We start from the raw sequence: 17,875 nt of genomic DNA, 5'->3' as shown, positions 1-17,875 counted from the left end.
TTAAGGTGGAATTTTCGGTGAAAGCGCAAATCTTAAGAGAAATGAAAGTACTCTCGGCCATAGAGCCAGAGTTTGAAGTACAACGTCGTGTCGCGTTTATTAAAACCAAACTAAAAGAAGCACGCAGCAAGACGTTAGTATTAGGGATCAGTGGTGGTGTTGATTCTTCTGCGGCTGGGCGTCTGTGCCAGTTGGCGGTAGATAGCTTAAACCACGAAAATAGCCAAGGGGATTACCAATTTATAGCGGTGCGCTTACCCTATCAAATTCAGCAAGATGAGCATGAAGCGCAACTTGCTTGCCAGTTTATTCAACCCTCTAAGTTAGTGACTGTTAATGTACAGCAAGGCGTTGATGGTATACATAGCGAAACGATTGCAGCGTTAGCTGAGGCTGGTTTGCCACAGCCAGATACGGCCAAAGTTGATTTTGTTAAAGGTAACGTTAAAGCACGTATGCGAATGATTGCCCAGTATGAACTTGCGGGGCTGGTTGGTGGACTGGTGGTGGGTACTGATCACAGTGCAGAAAATATTACCGGCTTTTATACGAAGTGGGGGGATGGCGCTTGTGATTTAGCTCCTTTATTTGGCTTGAATAAACGCCAAGTGCGCAAGCTTGCTGCCTATCTTGGAGCGGATGACATCTTAGTGAATAAAGCGCCAACCGCAGATTTAGAAGACAATAAGCCGTTACTTGAGGATGAGGTCGCATTAGGTTTAACCTATGCACAAATCGATGATTTCCTTGAAGGCAAAGATGTTGGTAAAGCGGTCGAAGAGAAGTTAATCGGTATTTATAAGGCAACACAGCATAAACGCCGACCTATCCCCACCATTTACGATTAATATTTTGCTGTCACTCAATCAGCACTCGTTTGAATTTTTCGCGAGTGCTTTTTATTGACTGAAATTTCATGCTGTGGATGCGCTAGCAGAGTCGATTACAGCGTCATTATTTGCTGGCGAGTGAGCTCAATGAGCTGATTTGGATATTGGCGATAATCAAGATAGGGCGTGAGTAGGCAATACTGTGCTTTGTGTGTCGGGAGCTTAATGAAGGTAATCGATTTATTTTGTATTGATAGCAGCTGTGCAGCGTTGGTGTAATCGTTTGTCGCTAAAGAGATCCCCAAACGATGGGCGGCCATTTGTCCCGCAACAATATGAATCTTAGCGCTTGCAATCAACTTTGTGCCGCCGATGCAGATCATCTCATTATGTTTTAGTAATGTTTGGTCGCGGTAATGGCGCCAATCACCGTCATTTAGGCTTATTTTTGCCATAATAGTGAGAATTTTTCGCCAATGATTACCGTTGAGGGCGATTAGCGCCGCGATAGCTTCTACTTGACTGTAATGCCAACCGTCAGGTATCTGTGGTGGGGTAGGCAAATAGTAGACGAATGGGCTCTGAGGATGACCGATAATCATATTGTTTGGGCTATCTAATCTAAATTAAGCGGGAGCGTATGCTAACCTTATTTTCGACAAGATGTTGAGTCTGTTGACAGTCGTTTTTTATATCGTGGTAAAAATCTTGAAAGTTGTCTTTATTTAACCGTTTTATTGAATGACTCATTTGATTTGAATGCAAGGACCACTATGAAAGCCATCATCATAGGTTCGACAAAACACTTATTCTTCGCTGCGGTGTACGCAAGTATTGGCATAGTGCTGGCGTTACTCATAACAGGCGTTTATTTTCTTAATGCGCGCCCTGAACTGTCTCTTTGGCACACCGTTGAGCTAAAAAATGAGTTTCATTATGATACTCAACTGACCCACTTTAGTGAGTATTTAGCATTAGAAGAGCAATTATTCGCTGAAGTTGAGCGCAAAGTGATACAAAAAATTCCGGTTAGTGAATTTTCTCCGGTGAATCGCTACATAAAACATAGTTTGTCAGACCCCGCTCTTTGGTCACAAAATTGGAACCGTAGTTTTGAATGGCCAGTGGCAAATGCGGAATTTGGGGTATTACTGCTCCACGGTATGTCCGATTCGCCTTATGCCTTATCCAATGTGGCTGCGCATTTTAAGGGTAAAGCTCACGTACTAGGGCTAAGATTACCAGGGCATGGCACTATTCCTAGCGGATTAACTGAACTGTATTGGCAGGATCTTGCCGCCGCGGTGGATTTAGCCACAGCGCATATGCGCCAAGCACTTAAAGGTAAACCGCTATTTGTTGTCGGCTTTTCGACGGGCGCTGCTGTAGCGCTTAATCATGAATTAGAACGTGTCCGCCAAGATAAAGCCGCAGATTATACCGGGATGATTTTTATCTCTCCTGCGATAGGCCTCGCACCGATAGCCGCGGTTGCCCGCTGGCAAAGCTGGATAGGCCGATTGCTGGAGCTGGATAAATTACAATGGAACAGTCTTCAAGTGGAATACGATCCCTTCAAATATACCTCCTTTGCGGTTAATGCTGGGGATGTGGTGTATCAATTGGCGCTGCGAAATCAAGGTATATTGGCAGGATTAACGGCGGCGCAACGTGCGCAAATCCCATCAATACTGACGTTTCAATCTGTCGTCGATGCCACGGTATCCTCCTTGGCAGTGGTTGATAATCTTTATCAGCTGCTGCCAGATAAGGGCCATGAACTCGTGCTGTTTGATATGAATCGACTCGATATTAATGTCAAAATGGTCAGCACTGATCCTCTGACCTTTTTACAGCACAGTATCAACAGCGAGCAATTACATTACCGTGGCACACTGGTGGAGAATGTCAGCCGTGACGCCACACAAGTACAAGCACGCAGCTTTGGTTTAAATAGAGAGGGGAAATGGCTCACCCAAGATAATCAACAAGTGCGCGTACTTGATTTATTTTGGCCTGCAGGTGTGTACTCTTTATCCCATGTTGCACTGCCGTTTGGTATAGAAGATGGTCTCTATGGTGCTGTTATTGAGTCTGATCGTCGTCGAATTCAAATCGGCGCCGCCGCTTCGCGTGGAGAGCGAGGGTTATATAGCGTACCAGCAGCAGAAATGCTGCGACAAAAATGGAACCCTTTCTTTCCCTATTTGCTAGAACGGGTTGATGAATATCGGCTCGCTCAGATGCAGTAGCTTATTTTACTCCCCATATTGAATAAATATTTATCACACAGGCCAGAAACTAAGCAGTTAATCAAAGAGATGTCATGAATCTCTTGCGCAGTTGCAAGGCAATTGCTACAGTTCTGGCTCACTTAAGGTTAACCCCACAAACAGTATCTTAAGTGACAAGTGATTGAGATTAATTTAGCGATAAAACATGCTAAGTTACAGCAAGTTAAATATTAGCTGCTATTTCAATGCACTTAACAATTTCGGTATGTAGCGCAGCCCGGTAGCGCACTGTCATGGGGTGTCAGGGGTCGGAGGTTCGAATCCTCTCATACCGACCAAATTCTAGACTTGATTGTGACGTTATTTTAAAATTTAAAGTAAGACCACTGTTAAGTTAAAACAAAACCCCGTGTTAGCATTGCTAAAACGGGGTTTTGTTTTATGTATTGTTTATGGGTAGAAACACCCACATAAACATACCTTACGAGCCCAGTATTAAAAACTTCATTGAGTGGACATTTATTTATGCGCGCTTTTGTTTTACGAGCAAGATCTGCACCGACTGACAGTCAGTTGCTTTTGGCATCCGTTGGCCAAGAAGCGCACACCGAAATTTTAGCGCACACTTTGATGAATACGATTTTTGTGGCTCAGTCACATCGTAACGATGTTGTTGTTTATCTGGTATTAGAAAGTACTAACGATTTCTCCCGTACAATCTGTTTCGATACTCGAAATATTTGCCATATTGGTGGTTTTCACGAGCAAGCCTTGCTCGCTAAAATAGCCAAAGCGTTAGATATTTCAAGGGGTATGACCAAAGAGCAAACGCGTATTGTTGATGAAGGAATTAGTGTAAGCACCATTAGTTTTGAAAAATTAGTGCAAGAACTCGCGGTCGATTATCAATTGTTTATGATGGATAAAAAGGGCACCTCAATCCGTGAGCAAGAATTTGTGGGAAACCCCTGCTTCTTACTAACTGACCATATTCCCATGCCGAAAAAAAGCTTTAATACCTTAAAGCGACTTGGGGCACAAAAAATCAGCCTTGGACCAAAAATGTTGTTTGCTTCGCAGTGCGTGGTACTCATTCACAATGAATTGGACATCAATCAATAACCACTTAATTTTATTAAGCTATCGCTAATTTTGACCTTTAGTCAGTAAGCCCCATTTTTAAATGGGTTTTTTTGTTTTTAAACGATTCATCACGACTTACTGTTAAACGGCTTAACCAACTGTTGTTAACTATGGTTTCGATTCTATAAATAAGGGTTTTAGTATAAGGGCGCTAGTTTTTACTAAAATAGCCATTAAAGAGGCGTTATATTTTACCCTTTAAAAATTCAATGGCTTTTTGTGCGCGCAGTGACAAAGGCCATTCCGCTCGATGGATAAGCCAAATGGTGTCTACGACTTGGCTACCACATTCCACAACGTAAATATCCTCTTGGCGCTCAAAGGCTTTTCGGGCGTATTGTGGGATCACGGTAAAACCAAGCCCCTTTGCGACAGGTTCGAGGATCAAACTTATCTGGTTTGTAAACCCATGGCAGGGAATTTCTTGAATACTGGGGCTATCGGGGCATTTACGGCTAAGTAGGCGAGTGGCCATCGCTTCACCATCTGGGTGAGATATAAACCCGAGTTTTTGTAAATCAGGCCATTCGGTATTTTTCTGACTGGCAGGCACCACTAATTCCAAGGGTTCTTCAGTAAAATAGGTGCTCGTAATGCGCGGATCGGCGGGCTTTAATGTCACCATACCCAGTTCATGTTCGTTCGCTAAAATAGCAGCCACTATCTCATTATCTGGCGCAAAACGATGGCGGATATTAAGCGTAGGAAATGTCTCTTGTAACTCTAGTAATAGCGGATACAGGGTTAGCCCAATACTGCCAGGTGTAATAAGGCTTACATCGCCAGCCTCTGCGTCATCGTGGATAAGCTTTTGTTGTAGGCGTTTTTGGGCACACTCGACTTCTTTTACATAGGTGAGCAGATTTTCCCCTACGGGAGTGATTTCAAGCTGGCGGGTACGGCGCAAAAATAACGTGCCATATTCATCTTCTAAGCGACTGATATGCTGGCTCACGGCCGCTTGAGTGATACCTATGGCTTCAGCAGTGCGAGTAAAGTTACCTTTATCGACCAGAACAGCAAAGGTTTGTAACCACTGTGGATTAATCATAAGTAAATTTTATCAAATATATAATCTATGCATGCTTTTAATTATGGCACGATAGGGCTAGTCTGTCGCCATTGAATTGTAGCGACAACAGAAACAGGAAATCCCATGGCCGATTTATTTTCATCTTTTAAGCTTAAAGATATCACCCTAAAAAACCGTATTGCCGTAGCGCCTATGTGTCAATATCAAGCCACTGATGGCCTTACTAATGAGTGGCATCAGGTACATTACACTAGCCTTGCCAGAGGCGGCGCTGGACTTGTGGTGGTTGAAGCCACTGCGGTATCCCCAGAAGGACGCATTACGCCAAAATGTCTTGGATTATGGAATGATGAACAAGCACAAGGTTTAGCTAAGATTGCTAGCGCGATTAAAAATGCGGGCGCTGTGGCAGGGATTCAAATTGGTCATGCCGGCCGTAAGGCGAGTGCCCATATTCCGTGGGAAGGCGATGATCATATTGCACATGATGATCCACAAGGTTGGCAGCCTATTTCGCCCTCAGCGACGGCGTTTGGTGCTAATTTACCGGTTGTACCTACGGCCATGACGGTTGAAGATATTGAGCGTGTTCAAGCGGATTTTGTTGCGGCAGCGCAGCGCGCTTTAGCGGCTGGCTTTGAATGGTTAGAATTGCATTTTGCCCACGGTTATTTAGCCCAGAGCTTTTTCTCAACTTATGCTAACCAACGTACCGATGAATATGGCGGCAGCGCAGAAGGGCGTGGCCGCTTTTTATTAGAAACGGTTGCAGCAGTACGGGCAGTTTGGCCCCAGCATTTACCTTTAACTGCGCGATTTGGCGTGATTGAGTTTGACCATAAAGATGAAGCAACTCTTTGTGAGTCAATCGCCTTGGTAAAGCAATTTAAACAAGCCGGTTTGGATATGCTTAATGTTAGTATTTGTTTCTCAACACCGACCGCCAATATTCCTTGGAGTCCTGCATTCTTAGCGCCTATCGCCGCGCGTGTTCGACAGGAAGTGGGTTTCCCCGTTGCCACATCGTGGGGCATGGATAATCCAGTGCACGCCAATAGTGCAATTGAAGATGAGCAAATGGATCTGGTGATGATAGGCAAAGCCTTTTTAGCTAATCCGCACTGGCCATATCAAGCGGCGCAAACGTTAAAAATTACCCGTCCATCTTGGGTATTACCGGCCCCTTATGCACATTGGTTAGAGCGTTACTCAACAGTCAAAGCCGATTAATCGATAACAGACTCAAGCTTGAGCTTATTTTTAAAGTCACTATCAATTGATAGTGACTTTTTGCGTTAGCGGCAAAGATATGATCTTGAGACCCAAATACAAAAAAGCCCCGTTCTTGGAAGAGTGGGGCTTTTCAGTTGAGCTCATTGCTAAGCCTATAGATAATATTAATGGTTATAGAAACGCCGGCCTTCACGCATCACTTCGATAAGCTCTGGCGCACTCATTTTTTTATTGAGTCTATGTTGATAATTTTCATCATAAATACGGTACTTTCCGTGGCGGTCAATCACAGTCACTTCAGCCTGTTGGTAAATGGCAAAAAGAGTGCTGTCACCAATATAGATCCAAGTTTCTTTACTCGGCTGCAATAGGCTGCGACCGGCGCTGTACTCAGTCGTGTGGTTGGTACAACCCAAAACATGGGTCATCAGCGTGGGGACAATGCCGTAATGGCTGGTACGGTATTTGACTTTGCTTGGGCTCGCCGCTTTAGGCCAGTGGATCACTAAGGGCACTTTGACACTCTGTGGTGATAGATTGCGGTAAGCTTCATCAGTATTACTGGTAAATATTTTGCCATTCACGCCAGTGATAATCACTAAGGTGTCGTTTGATACATTCGCTAAAATTGCGTTGAGTTGTTGATCAATAAAATATAGCGATTGGCGATATTGGTTAAATAATACCTTTTGCGCCGGCGTTAATGCAGGATCGGCTTTTACTGTTTCTATGCCGAGGAATCCTACTGGGGTATCAAAATTTTCTGGCGCTTTTAAGTTGAGAAGTGCAAACCAAGGCTTATCTTGAACATCGTGCCACTGGTTAAAGCTGGCTACGGTATGCAAGTCGGCAGCGGCACTGCCATCGGTTTCTTTGGCAACCACGGGCGTAAAGTCATTAAACATCGCCTGTGACGAGCGTAAACTAAGATTCGTATCTGGGAGGAAAAGCCCTAGTTGATAACCTGCTTGTTGCAAGGTTCGGGTTAATACTGGGCTGGTACTATTAAAAATGCGAGCATCCCCATAGCTGCCTTGTAAGCCATAAAGCAGTGAGAACATACCGGTTCTAAATTGGTTGCCACCACTAAAATGCTGGGTAAAAGATTGATTGCTTTCAGTGTATTGATGTAAAAATGGCATATTTTTATCATCGACCATATCTGCACGTAAACTGTCGATGGTGATCATTAACACATTGGGCTTAGTGTCGGCTTGGCAGGTGAGCGGTTGCTCAGGATAATTTAATACACTGGTGTTGTGGTTTTCGTCTTGAGATGAACGGTCTATACCATGACTTTCCATAAAGGAACGTGCTGTAGCGGGGTAAGATAGTGGATAAATATCATCTAAACGGGTTATTTCGGTGACATCGGCCGCATCGGCCCATATGTGGATCAAGTGGCTACTAATAAAGCACACGCCAACTAACGTAATAACTTTATTGCCTAAATTTAGCTTTTGAATTTTATCGATGCGTTTCCACAAAAAATTAGCCGCGGTAAGTTCTATGGCGATAATCGCTAACGGCGTGACAATATAAGAAGTGCCGTGGAGCAAGGCATTAAGATCTGCCCAAGCTAAATCAAAGGCAAAAGGACTTAAGTGCATACCATAATCGGCATAAACAATGGTGTCATACAATAAAACACACAGACTTAACGTCGCAATCACCGCCGCAATCCCTCTCAATATTTTTGAGTAGGGTAAGATAAAGGTCAGTGGGAACAGACAGATTAAGTAGGCAATAAAAGCGAGAAAGCTAAACTGACCAATAGTGCTGACGCTTAGATAAATCCAGCCGTACCAGGTTTCAGGATAACCCACACCACCAATGTATCGGCTTCCGATTATCATGGCTAATATGCCATTGAAGAAGGCGAACCAATGTCCCCAGTTGATGAGCCGGGAAACTCTGTCTCGACTCATTTGCTTTTTTCGCTCGACCATAGTGATCCGTGTATTCCTAAAAGACCTTGTAACTTATATGCTTTTGATAACTATCACACAGTTAACTTACTGGGATTTAACCGATTGTGCGAGTGCTTTCGCAAATTGCTCAGCCACGGCTTTACGTGATTCGCTGGGTACTTTACGTTCTAGCAGGTTGGTCACGCAGTTGCCCAATGCCATTAGGCTCAGGTCTGTCGGTGCTTTATGCTTTTCTAACACAGCCAATATTTCGGCGATTAATGATTCAACTTGGATATTTGAGTATTTCGATTGGATTGCCATAATCAAAAAATGTTTCACTTTGGAATGGATTAGCGGCATATAATAGCGGATTTATCCCAGTATCACTATCAGGGCTTATGAGTATTAACATCGAACACGCAATTATTCACGAGATTTCCCAGGACAGTCAGGGTCAATTACGCTGCCGTTTACGTCCTCAACCTCTGCTGAACGGTCAGGCGGTCGAGATGATGCTCGACGAATTACACCAGACTTATACGGGCAAAGCCGGTAAAGGTTTTGGCTATTTTGGCATTCAGGGTGACGACGGCGAGGCTAACCCCGCTTTTGCCAATGCCTTAACTCAGTACCGTAGTAACGACTTAGGTTTTGTGGAGTTTTCAGGCCAAGCCAGTAAATTACTACAAGAAGAGTTGTCGAAATATGACTTTAGCCAAGGCGGATTTTTGCTGATGTCTTGCTACACAAGCATCACCAGTGATTATCTGTTCGTGGCCTTGTTAAGTGCTAAGTCGTCGATGACAGTGTTAGATGATATGGAATTGTCGCAAAATAACCACTTGGATTTAAACAATATCCAACTGGCTGCGCGTATTGATTTGACCGAGTGGCAAGCAGATAAAGAATCCCGTAAATATATTTCCTTTATCCGTGGCCGTGCGGGACGCAAGGTCGCTGATTTCTTCCTTGATTTTATGGGCTGCGTTGAAGGTGTAAACACCAAAGCGCAAAACAAAACCTTAATGAATGCGGTTGAAGATTTTGTTGCCAGTAGTGAGCTGACTAAAGACGAGCGTCAGCAGTGTCGTAATAAAGTGTTTGAATATTGCAGTGAGCGCTTTGATGAAGGTGCTGACATTGAGATTAAAGACTTGGCCGATGAACTCGCTGATGAAGGCATGGACTCTTTTTATGATTTTGCTCGTGGTGGTAACTATGATCTTGATGAAGAGTTTCCGGCAGACAAATCAACCCTGCGCCAATTGAAGAAATTTTCAGGTACAGGTGGAGGATTAACCTTAAGTTTTGATGGCGGGCATTTAGGCCAGCGGGTGATTTACGATCCCGTTTCTGACACAATTTTAATTAAAGGTGTGCCAGCAAACTTAAAAGATCAGCTCGACCGTCGTCTTAAAGGCGAATAGCGACTGATTAAATCATCGCTTTAATATAGACAGTGCAAGGCCGAGCGTAGCTACGCTTGGCCTTTTTGTTGGGATTAACGTGGTATAGATTTAGTGACTCGTTTGGCTAAATGGCTCTGGACGCGGAGTATTCTTATTTGATGGTGGCAATATAGGCAGTACGATTTGGGGTTGATCGCCCGTCAAGCTGACAAGAAAGGCCAGCATTTCTTTTATTTCTTTATCTGACATTTTCTGACCGAGTTGAATGTCCGCCATGGTATTCACCGCTTCTTCCAAAGTCCATACACTGCCGTCATGGAAGTAGGGATAGGTCAACTCAATATTGCGTAGTGTCGGCACTTTAAACACATATTTATCCGCTTCTTTACCTGTGACCCCCTTACGACCTTCTGCAGGGTTATTGGTGTGGAACGGTTTGATGAGTCCCATTTTCATATACATGGTGCCACCGACAGCGGGACCGTTATGACAACTCACACACCCCTTATCTTTAAAGAGTTGATAGCCTGCTTTTGCATCCACACTGATTGCATCTTGCTTACCCAATAAATATTGATCGAAAGGACTATTTGGCGTCACTAAGGTTTTTTCAAAGGCGGCAATGGCATCCGTTAAACGGTCTACATTGACTTTTTCATCGCCATAAACCTGAGCAAAACGGGCCCGATAGGCGGGAATAGAACTGATAGTTTCAGTAGCAAGATCATGGGTAAATCCCATTTCCATTGGGTTAGCAATAGGGCCTGCAGCTTGCTCTTTTAAATCACTGGCGCGTCCGTCCCAAAATTGTGCCAGCATAAAGTCGGCATTAAGTACTGTGGGTGAATTAATTGGACCTTGCTGCCAATGGTGACCAATAGATGTGGGGAGAGCATCAACACCACCCGTCGCTAAATTATGGCAAGAGTTACAGGAGATAAACCCAGACTTAGACAGTCTGGGTTCAAAAAACAACATTTTACCGAGTTCGACTTTTTCTGGTTCGGTAATCTTCACGGCCTTTATGACTTCGATGGGCTCGGCAGCGACAGTTTGGCTATTAGCTAAAATGCCCGTGATGATAATAGCAATAGCGGTGAGTTTGATCATGTTGCTTCTCCTATATAACCTTTATTTTTTTGTGGTTTATAGGGAGGTTAGCGACTAATGTTGACAAGGGGTAACGCTTTCTTTCGATTGGGTCTATCGCTGTTACGGATTAAGTATTTGTGATCTAATACACTGTTTTTATTTGGTTATCCAGTTAAGTTTGCTGTTTGATTTAAGATATTGTCCACCAATCGACAGGCTCGATACATAATCCTTATATCCCTTACTCGTATTTGTCTGTTCGATTATATTATCGATTAGTCACCCCTCAACAATCCTATTTATGCTATCAGTGCCCACATATATGACCTCAAATGGATTCATGTGTCGCGACAACAGGCAGAATTGATTAGAATCGTTATTCAGTATTGAGCGCTTAATTTTGGAGCCTCAAGTGAGTACGCTTAGCACTTGCTAAGTGCTGCTATCAAATCAATAGGCGGACTGTTTTTCTGCCGAGGAGCATCAATGCAACTATTTGTAAAAGATTTAACAGTAATCGATTTTTCTTACTTGTGTGCTAAGCGCGGTATGGTGGGTGAAAGTTGGATTGTTGATGTGCTGCTTGAAGGCGGATTAGACGAGCAAAATATGCTGCTCGATTTTGCTAAAGTGAAGCGCACGATAAAACAAACGATTGATGCGGGGGCCGATCATCGTTTATTAGTGCCGACAGCGTGCAGCAATGTGCGTTGGCAGCAGCAGGGCGATCGGGTATGGGTGGATTTTGAAAGCTCGTTGGGCCAAATTCATTTAGCCTGCCCATCGCAAGCCTTTGCGTTAGTATCAAGTGAAAATATTAATCAACTCAGCGTCAATGCTTTTTTGCAAAAAGCGTTACGTGAAGCTTTACCGAAGAATATCGAGGGGATCACCTTAACATTGAGGCACGAAATTCTCGATACGCCCTATTACCATTACAGCCATGGTCTACGTAAGCACGATGGAAATTGCCAACGTATTGCCCACGGACATCGTAGTCCTATTCATATTTTTGAAAATGGTCATCCGGCACTCAAATGGGATCAATATTGGGCTAAGCGTTGGCACGATATTTATTTAGGGAGCGAGGAGGATTTAGTGTCCGTTGACAGCCTTAATCTATCGGCGCAAACGCGCGTCTCTGACGACACTCACTATGGTTTCCATTACCAAGCGCCCCAAGGGGATTTCCAATTGGCAATGCCAAAAACATGCTGTGATGTAATCCCACACGACACCACGGTTGAGTTGTTAGCCGACTTTATCGCGACTACCTTGGTTGCAAAAGTCCCCTCCAGTCAGTTTAAAGTGGTGGCATTTGAAGGCGTAGGTAAAGGCGCGATAGTAACTAAGGGATAAACGTTAAGATGGGTGTTGTTTAGGCTTGTACGTAAAATATATGCATGGCTGACCTAATGAGCGGCGCTATTCATTACGTATTAGTTGACTACAGATAAGTTGATTACGGATAAGGATTTTTTGTGAAAATGTTTGAAACACATACACCGCTACGGTTATTTCGTCGTGTATTCATCAGCGGTTTACGCTCTGCACGTTACTCATCGACATTATTAATCTTAGGTGCAGTAGTTATGGCGCCTCAGGTGCAAGCACAAGTGAATTTACAGGGTAAGCTAGAGCAAGGCGCATTAATGCGGGGTCACGTGGCTGCGGGGACTCAGGTAGCCTTAAATGGCGAAGCTATTAAGGTAACCCCTGACGGGAATTTTGCCTTTGGTTTTGATCGTGATGGTGAACTGAGCCAGCAGTTAACTTTGGTTTATCCGAGCGGCTTAACTGAGGTTAAACTGTTGACTTTGATTAAGCGTGAATATGATATTCAAAGTGTAAAAGGCATTAGCTCGAAAATTATGAAGCCCGATCCCGTAGCGCAGCAAAGAGCGGCAAAAGACAGCGCGCAGGTAAAAGCCGCGCGGGCGAGCTTTAGCAATCAAACCGCATTTATGCAGGAATTTATTTGGCCATTAACGGGCCGTATTTCAGGCGTATATGGTAGCCAACGTATTTATAATGACGTGCCGGGTAATCCACACTTTGGTGTGGATGTGGCGGCAAAAACCGGCACTGTGGTGGTCGCGCCTGCTGATGGGGTTATAAGTCTTTCTGTGCCAGACATGTTTTATTCTGGCGGGACTATGGTGATCGACCATGGTTATGGCGTGAGTTCGAGTTTTTTACATTTAAGTCAGCTTTACGTCAAAACAGGTGAAGTGGTTAAGCAAGGCCAAGCTGTGGCAGAGGTCGGCGCGACAGGTCGTGCTAATGGTCCACATTTAGATTGGCGGGTGAATTGGTATCAAATGCGCCTCGACCCCACAACCATAGTACCGCCAATGGCAACGGTATTGGCAAATGAGAAAGCGGCTGTAAAGGGTTAAGTTTAACACTAATTAGACATACAAAAATGGCGCAATGTTGCGCCATTTTTGTGTGCAGCTTACCTTTCAAACTCTGTAGAACAGTGCATTCGGGGCGAGTATACTAGATGATTATTGTAGCAATGGATGATCGGCGGGTAGCTGGCGGGTGATCCACAAAATCAGTTTGTGTTTCATGTTTGGCCCATCTTCTTTATCTTTGGCCAGCGGTTGGATCAAGTTATCCGTGACCAATAAACGGTAAATACATTCGACTTTGTCTTTGGGTGAGATGCCCTTGTCGAAGTCCGCATATCCGCGTTTTTTGGCGTAGCCAACACCAATCTCCATGGCGAATTTCAATATTTGCGCTTCATTTTTATGTGGCTTCATTAGCGTTCCTCTGGTTGCACACCGAGCCTACTATGCTGGCATTAATGATTGGTGCTTGATGCGATTAGCCGCTTATCTTAGGGTTCATTTGGGAACCGCGCGGCATATCAATCTTTCTTTATTTGTTACGTTAGTTGCTCACTCGCAATGACGGCTTTTATGCCATGGGAATGCACTTTAATACACACATTATCGCGTTTAAAAGCGATGGTTGGGTTGGCTAAACGTTCTTTATCGCTTTTTGGCGAGCTCATCTTAACCTTGATGGCTTGGTAGGGCTCAAACTCTGGAGTTGATGGTGCTGGTTGCAGTAATGGTTTTAATGTGGGGCACAGAGTCATTAAATCTTGGCTAAGGGTTTGGCAATCTTCAGCCGTTGATTCAATAACTAATTCAATGTGTTCCCACCCTTCTTGCGGATAGGCTTTATCGCTGGGATAGGGCAGTTCAACGCATTCAATGCTAAATTGACCTAGTGTGAGTGGTGTATTTAATTCGATAATAAGGATCGTGCGGCCGTTAATGATATTATCTGAAATAATATTTCCCACGCGACTAAAAGCCTCTCGCAGTGCATCGGCGCTGGCGATGGAATTAACGCGCAGTGCCACGTGATCGCAAAACAGAGCTTTATCCGCTAAATCTAAGGTTTCGAGTAAAGCCAAAATTTGCGTTTCAAAGACTGACCAGTGTTGCGTTAATTGCTCATAGCTGATGCTGGCAGTTAACGGTGCAGTGGGTTTGTTGGATTTAGCCATAGAGACTCCAAGGTGTTTTATTGCTGTTAGTTTCTATTCCTTAATCTAAATAAGTAGTGATAATTCAACTAACAACATGATTTAACGTTAAATAAAAACGCCCATTAAACTGGGCGTATTGGATATTCTATCAATGCACAACTCGGCATTTTGCTGCGAGCTGTTGGCTAAGATTAAGGCCAAATCTCAATCGGCGTGCCTTCATCGACCACTTTCCACACTTCATCCATTTCGGCGTTGGTAATTGCGATACAGCCGTCAGTCCAATTGTATTGTTGGGCTTGCTGGGGCGACAATGACGATTTAGGATTTTGGCCGTGGATCATAATCATACCTCCAGGTCTAATACCTAACGCTTTTGCGCGCAATTTATCTTCTTCATTGGGGTAGGAAATATGAATCGATTTATAATAAGCACTATCTGACTTTTTATAGTCGAGGGTATAGCGCCCTTGCGGTGTGCGTTGGTCGCCTTCCTTTAATTTATGTCCTGCGGGTAAATCACCCATAGCGATGTGATATTGCTTTAGTATTTTGCCATCGCGTAGTAAAGCCATGCGGGATTCAGATTTAGTAATAACCACGAGATCCACTTTACCCATGCCAGAAGCGCCTGAGGCATGTAATGTGGGTGAAACAAGTGCCGCGATAGTCACAGTGAGATATGTCAATGTGGAAAGTAGGGTGGCGCGCATTAAAGTCCTCGGAAATAAACTCATGGGTTGAATGAGATGGATTGTTAACTTTTTGGCATCATACCGTAATTTTACCGCGCTGTGAGTAGATTATTTTGAGCTGAGCGCAATTGCATGGCAGACTCGTGACATATTGATGTTGTAACCCCTCTATTAATACGTTCGTTGCAAGGAAGTATGTATCTGTATGCCTGAGAATATTGAATCCGAAAGTCCATTAAAGCGTCAATTACGCCTCATTATTTTTGGTACAGATACTCCCGCTGGTCGTTATTTCGATATCGGCTTAATGTTGTGTATTGTGCTGAGTGTGGGCCTCGTTTTTCTCGATACGGTTGAAATGTTTCACCGTGAATATGGCCAAATTATTCGTGTATTAGAATGGATTTTTACCGTTATATTTACGATTGAATATGGCCTACGGTTATACTGCGCAACCCATCCTGTGTTATATGCCCGCAGTTTTTATGGGGTAATAGATTTATTATCGATATTGCCAACCTATTTAGCGCTACTGGTCCCCGGCGCTAACTTTACCTTAGTTATCCGCATACTGAGGTTATTCAGGATCTTCAGAGTGCTCAAGTTACTGCGTTATTTAAGCGAAGGTAATGTCCTGCTTAAAGCTATGATGCAGTCGAGCCGAAAGGTTTTTTTGTTCTTTTTCTCGGTCAGTTTGATCGTTATGGTACTCAGCGCAGTAATGTATGTGGTTGAAGGGCCTGATAATGGTTTCAGTTCAATTCCCCAATCGGTCTACTGGACGATTGTGACAATTACCACCGTCGGTTACGGTGACATTACGCCTAAAACAGGTTTAGGGCAGGCTATTGCGGCTTGTACAATGCTAATTGGTTATTCCATTATTGCTATTCCCACGGGTATTTTAACCGCTGAAATTTCCCATGAGGTGAGGCGTCATCGGGATTTACGCTCTTGTAATCAATGTCACAAAACGGGTCATGATCTTGATGCCATGTATTGTAGCCGCTGTGGCTGCGAGTTAGATAAATTAGATGTCCCTGCTGAAAAAGGTGATAAATAATGGCTTTGGCTGATTCTTTTTATTTTTGTAGGTAAAACCGTATGACGCAAGCCAAGTTTGTTGAAGGGCCTATTTTACGCCATATCTTAGTCATGAGTTCGACCGCCGCAGTGGGGATTTCAGCCTTATTTGTGGTGGATTTACTGGATATCTTTTTTCTCAGTTTATTAGGTGAGCATGAACTTGCCGCAGCGGTAGGCTATGCGGGCAGTATCTCCTTTTTCACAACCTCTATTGGTATCGGCTTATCGATTGCTTTAGGGGCGCTAGTGTCTCGCTCTATTGGTGCAAAAGACGTGGTGCTGGCAAAACGGCTATTACTCAATAGCGCAATAGTTACCACCTTAATTAGCGTGCTGGTGGCTGTGGTTGTGACTAGCTTTATCCCTGAACTGGTCGCGTTAGTGGGCGCCCGTGGGCATACAGCGGTGCTCGCGGCCAGTTATTTATATATCTTAGTGCCCTCGTTGCCCTTTATCTGTTTGGCGATGGCGCTGGGCGGCGCTCTACGTGCTGTAGGGGATGCAAAACTCTCTATGATGTCCACCTTAGCGGGCGGTGGTGTTAATGCCGTGCTAGACCCTATTTTTATCTTTATGTTCGCGATGGGCATAGAAGGGGCGGCATTGGCATCAGTACTGGCACGAGTGGCAGTGTTTGTAATTGCCGCTCGCGGTGTGGTGGTTAAGCATCAGTTGCTGGGCAATTTCAATAAGGCGCATTTTGTCGCCGATCTTAAGCCTATTTTTGCAATTGCAGGTCCTGCGATGTTAACCAATGTGGCGACGCCGATTGGTAATGCCTTTGTTACGCGCGCGATTGCCGATTTTGGTGATGCTTATGTGGCGGGGTGGGCCGTCTTAGGACGTTTGATCCCTGTAGCTTTTGGGATGATTTTTGCCCTTTCGGGCGCGATTGGGCCAATTGTTGGGCAAAACTTTGGTGCAGGTCAGTTTGATAGACTAAGGGAGAGTTTGACCAGAGCTATCCAATTTTGCACTGTGTATGTGCTGGTAATGTCACTGTTGTTATTTGTGCTTAAGTCGCACTTGATCAATGTGTTTGATATGAAAGGTGACAGTGCTGATGTTATTAACTTCTTTTGCAGTTATATCGCGGTATTTTTTATCTTTTCAGGGATCTTATTCGTGGCAAATGCGTCATTTAATAACCTCGGAAAAGCCAAGTATTCCACCTTGTTTAATGTCGGCAAAGCCACATTGGGCACAGTGCCTTTTGTGTATTTTGGTGCGCAGTGGGGTGGGGTTTATGGTGTGCTGATTGGCCAAGTGATAGGCTCTGTACTCTTTGGCACTTTAGGTGTGCTCGTTGCCTATCGTTTGGTGGATAAAGTAGCAGCACAAGCACAGTCGTTATCTTCACACCAAATGAGTGACACATTAAGCATGCAAGATGAAATTGCAAACTGTGTTGCAGAGCATTCGCCTAGCGCAGTTAATCCTCTTTCATCAGCGCAGGCACAGATGGCACAATTAACCGAAGAGCAAGAATCGGATGCTACTTTGCGCGGGATGAGTGAAGATGACTCCACTGCGGATCACAATGGGTTAACGCCCAAAGCGCAGCAGCTCAATAAATAGTCCGTAAACACGAGTTAGAGTGGAGTTTGATTAAGCTTTTAGGGTTAATTTGCAGTGAATACAAACAAAAAATGCCACTGACTTGAGTGGCATTTTTGCATTCGAAACTTAGCGTCTT

General features: G+C 44.2%; 17 protein-coding genes and 1 tRNA gene. 10 read left to right on the top strand and 8 right to left on the bottom strand.

Annotated features, from left to right (window positions below; translation table 11 throughout):
* Positions 1 to 17 precede the first annotated feature (17 nt).
* A complete protein-coding gene (nadE, locus tag ACRN9H_RS00925; RefSeq protein WP_432312058.1) occupies positions 18 to 848 on the top strand; it encodes an ammonia-dependent NAD(+) synthetase in 831 nt (276 codons plus the stop codon).
* A 95-nt stretch (positions 849 to 943) separates the two neighbouring features.
* Here nadE and ACRN9H_RS00920 read toward each other — a convergent pair whose 3' ends face one another.
* Positions 944 to 1,432 (bottom strand): DUF6942 family protein, encoded by a 489-nt coding sequence (locus ACRN9H_RS00920; RefSeq protein ID WP_432312057.1) that lies wholly within the window; start codon positions 1,430 to 1,432, stop codon positions 944 to 946.
* Positions 1,433 to 1,603: 171 nt separating this feature from the next.
* Here ACRN9H_RS00920 and ACRN9H_RS00915 point away from each other — a divergent pair, with 171 nt between their 5' ends.
* From ACRN9H_RS00915 to trmY, 3 genes are all read left to right on the top strand, one after another.
* Positions 1,604 to 3,082 (top strand): alpha/beta hydrolase, encoded by a 1,479-nt coding sequence (locus ACRN9H_RS00915; protein WP_432312056.1) that lies wholly within the window; start codon positions 1,604 to 1,606, stop codon positions 3,080 to 3,082.
* A gap of 243 nt (positions 3,083 to 3,325) precedes the next feature.
* A tRNA-Pro gene (locus ACRN9H_RS00910) sits at positions 3,326 to 3,402 on the top strand.
* A 187-nt stretch (positions 3,403 to 3,589) separates the two neighbouring features.
* Positions 3,590 to 4,186 carry a tRNA (pseudouridine(54)-N(1))-methyltransferase TrmY gene (gene trmY / locus ACRN9H_RS00905; protein WP_220775071.1) on the top strand — a complete coding sequence of 199 codons (597 nt, stop codon included), beginning with the start codon at positions 3,590 to 3,592 and terminating at the stop codon, positions 4,184 to 4,186.
* A 205-nt stretch (positions 4,187 to 4,391) separates the two neighbouring features.
* Here the strand turns inward: trmY and ACRN9H_RS00900 are convergent, their stop codons facing one another.
* Positions 4,392 to 5,258 carry a LysR family transcriptional regulator gene (locus ACRN9H_RS00900; protein WP_432312055.1) on the bottom strand — a complete coding sequence of 289 codons (867 nt, stop codon included), beginning with the start codon at positions 5,256 to 5,258 and terminating at the stop codon, positions 4,392 to 4,394.
* Between the two features lie 105 nt (positions 5,259 to 5,363).
* Between ACRN9H_RS00900 and ACRN9H_RS00895 the strand changes: the two genes are divergently transcribed.
* The gene (locus tag ACRN9H_RS00895; RefSeq protein WP_432312054.1) at positions 5,364 to 6,470 is read left to right on the top strand and encodes an NADH:flavin oxidoreductase/NADH oxidase; all 1,107 of its coding nucleotides are present in this window, start codon (positions 5,364 to 5,366) and stop codon (positions 6,468 to 6,470) included.
* 167 nt (positions 6,471 to 6,637) lie between these two features.
* On the opposite strand, the gene ACRN9H_RS00890 is transcribed toward ACRN9H_RS00895, so the two are convergent.
* A complete protein-coding gene (locus ACRN9H_RS00890) occupies positions 6,638 to 8,422 on the bottom strand; it encodes a DUF3413 domain-containing protein (protein WP_432312053.1) in 1,785 nt (594 codons plus the stop codon).
* Between the two features lie 66 nt (positions 8,423 to 8,488).
* Complete coding sequence (locus tag ACRN9H_RS00885) at positions 8,489 to 8,707, bottom strand: YejL family protein (RefSeq protein ID WP_220774889.1); 219 nt, start codon at positions 8,705 to 8,707, stop codon at positions 8,489 to 8,491.
* Between the two features lie 77 nt (positions 8,708 to 8,784).
* On the opposite strand from ACRN9H_RS00885, the gene yejK reads away from it, so the two are divergent.
* Entirely contained in the window at positions 8,785 to 9,813 is a 1,029-nt protein-coding gene (yejK, locus tag ACRN9H_RS00880; RefSeq protein WP_220774890.1) for a nucleoid-associated protein YejK, read from the top strand.
* Positions 9,814 to 9,903: 90 nt separating this feature from the next.
* Here yejK and ACRN9H_RS00875 read toward each other — a convergent pair whose 3' ends face one another.
* Positions 9,904 to 10,905, bottom strand: a complete 1,002-nt coding sequence (locus tag ACRN9H_RS00875; protein ID WP_432312052.1) for a cytochrome-c peroxidase — start codon at positions 10,903 to 10,905, stop codon at positions 9,904 to 9,906.
* Positions 10,906 to 11,373: 468 nt separating this feature from the next.
* Between ACRN9H_RS00875 and ACRN9H_RS00870 the strand changes: the two genes are divergently transcribed.
* Together ACRN9H_RS00870 and ACRN9H_RS00865 are read left to right on the top strand one after the other, a co-directional pair.
* A complete protein-coding gene (locus ACRN9H_RS00870) occupies positions 11,374 to 12,246 on the top strand; it encodes a 6-carboxytetrahydropterin synthase (RefSeq protein ID WP_432312051.1) in 873 nt (290 codons plus the stop codon).
* A 233-nt stretch (positions 12,247 to 12,479) separates the two neighbouring features.
* Positions 12,480 to 13,286 carry a M23 family metallopeptidase gene (locus tag ACRN9H_RS00865; RefSeq protein ID WP_432312125.1) on the top strand — a complete coding sequence of 269 codons (807 nt, stop codon included), beginning with the start codon at positions 12,480 to 12,482 and terminating at the stop codon, positions 13,284 to 13,286.
* 111 nt (positions 13,287 to 13,397) lie between these two features.
* Here the strand turns inward: ACRN9H_RS00865 and ACRN9H_RS00860 are convergent, their stop codons facing one another.
* From ACRN9H_RS00860 to ACRN9H_RS00850, 3 genes are all read right to left on the bottom strand, one after another.
* Entirely contained in the window at positions 13,398 to 13,658 is a 261-nt protein-coding gene (locus ACRN9H_RS00860; protein WP_220774121.1) for a DUF5062 family protein, read from the bottom strand.
* A 125-nt stretch (positions 13,659 to 13,783) separates the two neighbouring features.
* Positions 13,784 to 14,416 (bottom strand): VOC family protein, encoded by a 633-nt coding sequence (locus tag ACRN9H_RS00855; RefSeq protein ID WP_432312050.1) that lies wholly within the window; start codon positions 14,414 to 14,416, stop codon positions 13,784 to 13,786.
* 173 nt (positions 14,417 to 14,589) lie between these two features.
* Positions 14,590 to 15,111, bottom strand: a complete 522-nt coding sequence (locus ACRN9H_RS00850; protein WP_220774119.1) for a L,D-transpeptidase family protein — start codon at positions 15,109 to 15,111, stop codon at positions 14,590 to 14,592.
* A gap of 187 nt (positions 15,112 to 15,298) precedes the next feature.
* Here ACRN9H_RS00850 and ACRN9H_RS00845 point away from each other — a divergent pair, with 187 nt between their 5' ends.
* Both ACRN9H_RS00845 and ACRN9H_RS00840 read left to right on the top strand, forming a co-directional pair.
* Positions 15,299 to 16,156: an ion transporter gene (locus tag ACRN9H_RS00845; RefSeq protein ID WP_220774118.1), complete on the top strand. Its 858-nt coding sequence runs from the start codon at positions 15,299 to 15,301 to the stop codon at positions 16,154 to 16,156.
* 41 nt (positions 16,157 to 16,197) lie between these two features.
* Positions 16,198 to 17,757, top strand: coding sequence for an MATE family efflux transporter (locus ACRN9H_RS00840; RefSeq protein ID WP_432312049.1), 1,560 nt, complete (start codon positions 16,198 to 16,200; stop codon positions 17,755 to 17,757).
* Positions 17,758 to 17,875: the final 118 nt, after the last annotated feature.

It is taken from the genome of Shewanella sp. MF08487, from assembly GCF_050848685.1.
GTDB classification, from domain to species: Bacteria; Pseudomonadota; Gammaproteobacteria; order Enterobacterales; family Shewanellaceae; genus Shewanella; species Shewanella glacialipiscicola.
The sequence above is the reverse complement of the archived record's forward strand: the minus strand, read 5'-3'. Positions and strand labels throughout refer to the sequence as shown.

Bases quoted from the DNA above. Each gene is read 5' to 3' on its own strand.
- ACRN9H_RS00920 (WP_432312057.1), bottom strand. From the start codon at position 1,432: ATGATTATCGGTCATCCTCAGAGCCCATTCGTCTACTATTTGCCTACC.
- ACRN9H_RS00915 (WP_432312056.1), top strand. From the start codon at position 1,604: ATGAAAGCCATCATCATAGGTTCGACAAAACACTTATTCTTCGCTGCG.
- trmY (WP_220775071.1), top strand. From the start codon at position 3,590: ATGCGCGCTTTTGTTTTACGAGCAAGATCTGCACCGACTGACAGTCAG.
- ACRN9H_RS00900 (WP_432312055.1), bottom strand. From the start codon at position 5,258: ATGATTAATCCACAGTGGTTACAAACCTTTGCTGTTCTGGTCGATAAA.
- ACRN9H_RS00895 (WP_432312054.1), top strand. From the start codon at position 5,364: ATGGCCGATTTATTTTCATCTTTTAAGCTTAAAGATATCACCCTAAAA.
- ACRN9H_RS00890 (WP_432312053.1), bottom strand. From the start codon at position 8,422: ATGGTCGAGCGAAAAAAGCAAATGAGTCGAGACAGAGTTTCCCGGCTC.
- ACRN9H_RS00885 (WP_220774889.1), bottom strand. From the start codon at position 8,707: ATGGCAATCCAATCGAAATACTCAAATATCCAAGTTGAATCATTAATC.
- yejK (WP_220774890.1), top strand. From the start codon at position 8,785: ATGAGTATTAACATCGAACACGCAATTATTCACGAGATTTCCCAGGAC.
- ACRN9H_RS00875 (WP_432312052.1), bottom strand. From the start codon at position 10,905: ATGATCAAACTCACCGCTATTGCTATTATCATCACGGGCATTTTAGCT.
- ACRN9H_RS00870 (WP_432312051.1), top strand. From the start codon at position 11,374: ATGCAACTATTTGTAAAAGATTTAACAGTAATCGATTTTTCTTACTTG.
- ACRN9H_RS00865 (WP_432312125.1), top strand. From the start codon at position 12,480: ATGGCGCCTCAGGTGCAAGCACAAGTGAATTTACAGGGTAAGCTAGAG.
- ACRN9H_RS00860 (WP_220774121.1), bottom strand. From the start codon at position 13,658: ATGAAGCCACATAAAAATGAAGCGCAAATATTGAAATTCGCCATGGAG.
- ACRN9H_RS00855 (WP_432312050.1), bottom strand. From the start codon at position 14,416: ATGGCTAAATCCAACAAACCCACTGCACCGTTAACTGCCAGCATCAGC.
- ACRN9H_RS00850 (WP_220774119.1), bottom strand. From the start codon at position 15,111: ATGCGCGCCACCCTACTTTCCACATTGACATATCTCACTGTGACTATC.
- ACRN9H_RS00845 (WP_220774118.1), top strand. From the start codon at position 15,299: ATGCCTGAGAATATTGAATCCGAAAGTCCATTAAAGCGTCAATTACGC.
- ACRN9H_RS00840 (WP_432312049.1), top strand. From the start codon at position 16,198: ATGACGCAAGCCAAGTTTGTTGAAGGGCCTATTTTACGCCATATCTTA.